We start from the raw sequence: 2210 nt of genomic DNA, 5'->3' as shown, positions 1-2210 counted from the left end.
CGTAGACGTGGCAGTCGCCGCCGGTCCACACGAACTCGCCGACCTCGAGGCCGGTCTGCGCCGCGATCATGTGGGTGAGCAGCGCGTACGAGGCGATGTTGAACGGGACACCGAGGAACGTGCCGGCAAAGACCGGCAACGACCAGCCCTACGTCCCCGGGTACACGAACGAGGACATCATCTCGGGCAAGTTCGACGCCTACCTCACGCAGTACGCGCAGGCGCTCAAGGCGAACGGCATGCCGCTCGTCATCCGCTTCGACCACGAGATGAACGGCCAGTGGTACAACTGGTCCGAATCGTCGAAGCAGCAGAACGCCGCCGGCTCGTACACCGCGATGTGGAAGCACGTCTGGCAGGTGTTCCAGGACAACGGCGCGAACCAGTACGCGATCTGGGACTGGTCGCCGTCCCGCATCGACAAGCTCGGCAACACGAAGTACCAGACGCTCGAGTACCTGCAGAACTACTACCCGGGTGCCGAGTACGTGGACTGGGTCGGCATGAGCGGCTACTACCGTGACGCCTCCGAGCAGCCGACGTTCGAGAACACGTTCGGGGCCACGCTCGCCCAGATCCGGCAGGTCGCACCCGACAAGAACATCGTGCTCAACGAGATCGGCGCGACCGAGACCGGTGGCAGCGTGTCCGACTCGCAGAAGTCGCGCTGGATCACCTCGCTCTTCGACGCCCTCGCGGACCCCGCGAACGACGACGTCATCGGCTTCGCGTACTTCAGCGAGACCGCGACGACCATCGTCGACGGCACCCGCACGACCAACGACTGGCGCCTCGACTCCCGATCGGACAGCCTCCAGGCCTTCGCCGACGGCATCAAGCGCACCGACATCGACTACGACCTGCAGGAGGTCAAGCAATGACCGCTCAGAAGAAGACCGCGGACTCCCGTCCCGCCCCCGTCATCAGCGTCATCGGCACCGGCTACCTCGGCGCCACCCACGCGGCCGCCATGGCCGAGATGGGCTTCGAGACCATCGGCGTGGACGTCGACCCGGCGAAGCTCGCGGCCCTGTCGGCCGGCGAGGTCCCCTTCTACGAGCCCGGCCTGCCGGAGCTCATCACGAAGCACGTCGCCAGCGGCAAGCTCCGCTTCACGGCCTCGCTGCCCGAGGCGGTCGCCGCGGCCGACGTCCACTTCGTCTGCGTCGGGACCCCGCAGCGCGCCGGGTCGCACGCCGCCAACCTGACCTACGTCGAGAACGCCACGCGCGGCGTCGCCGAGCACCTGACGCACCCCGGCCTGATCGTCGGCAAGTCCACGGTCCCGGTCGGCACCGCCGAGCGGCTCCGCGGGATCGTCCGCGAGTTCACGCCGTCCGGGATCGACGCCGAGCTCATCTGGAACCCCGAGTTCCTCCGCGAGGGCAAGGCCGTCGACGACACCCTGCACCCGGACCGGCTGGTCTGGGGCGGCGCCTCGGCCGCGGCCGACGCGGTCATCCGCGAGGTCTACGCGGCACCCATCGCCGAGGGCACCCCGGTCATCACGACCGACCTCGCCACGGCGGAGCTCGTCAAGGTCAGCGCCAACGCCTTCCTCGCCACGAAGATCTCGTTCATCAACGCGATCTCGGAGATGTGCGCGATCACCGGCGCGGACGTGTCGACCCTGGCGGACGCCCTCGGGCACGACGCCCGCATCGGCCGGAAGTTCCTGAACGCCGGCCTCGGCTTCGGTGGCGGCTGCCTGCCGAAGGACATCCGCGCGCTCATGCACCGCGCGAACGAACTCGGTGCCGGTCGCGTCGTGGGCCTCATGCAGCAGGTCGACGAGATCAACATGGGCCAGCGCGAGCGCGTCATCGACATGACGATCGACGCCCTCGGCGGCTCCGTGCTGAACCGCCGGGTCGCCGTCGTCGGGGCCGCCTTCAAGCCCCTCACCGACGACGTCCGCGACTCGCCGGCGCTCAACGTCGCCGCCGCGCTGCACCTCCGCGGCGCTCAGGTGACGCTCTGGGACCCGGAGGCGATGGAGACCGCCCGCCGCTCCTTCCCGACGCTCACGTACTCGTCGTCGATGACCGGTGCGATCGAGGACGCGGACGTCGTGCTCGTCCTCACCGAGTGGGACGAGGTCATCGCCGCCGACCCGGCCGAGCTCGGCTCGATCGTCGGGCGTCCCACGGTGATCGACGCCCGCAACTGCTTCCCGGTCGGCGACTGGGTCAAGGCGGGTTGGACCGTCC

2 protein-coding genes and 1 pseudogene are annotated in these 2210 nt (G+C 69.1%); 2 read left to right on the top strand and 1 reads right to left on the bottom strand.

Features of this window, described 5'->3' with window-relative positions:
- Window positions 1–127, bottom strand: a pseudogene (locus I5E_RS23605) (thymidylate synthase); the annotation flags it as partial.
- Between I5E_RS23605 and I5E_RS11475 the strand changes: the two are divergent.
- Together I5E_RS11475 and I5E_RS11470 are read left to right on the top strand one after the other, a co-directional pair.
- Window positions 69–881, top strand: a complete 813-nt coding sequence (locus tag I5E_RS11475) for a glycosyl hydrolase (protein ID WP_022907116.1) — start codon at window positions 69–71, stop codon at window positions 879–881. The pseudogene I5E_RS23605 and the gene I5E_RS11475 sit on opposite strands and share 59 nt — an antisense overlap.
- The coding region (locus I5E_RS11470) for a UDP-glucose dehydrogenase family protein (RefSeq protein ID WP_022907115.1) at window positions 878–2210 on the top strand (1333 nt) is incomplete at its 3' end. The genes I5E_RS11475 and I5E_RS11470, both read left to right, overlap by 4 nt.

Source organism: Curtobacterium sp. B18, from assembly GCF_000333375.1.
Classification (GTDB): domain Bacteria; phylum Actinomycetota; class Actinomycetes; order Actinomycetales; family Microbacteriaceae; genus Curtobacterium.
This window is presented reverse-complemented; position numbering and strand designations above follow the sequence as displayed.

What these genes read in the sequence shown, in the direction of transcription:
- I5E_RS11475 (WP_022907116.1), top strand. Translation starts at nt 69, where the DNA reads ATGTGGGTGAGCAGCGCGTACGAGGCGATGTTGAACGGGACACCGAGG.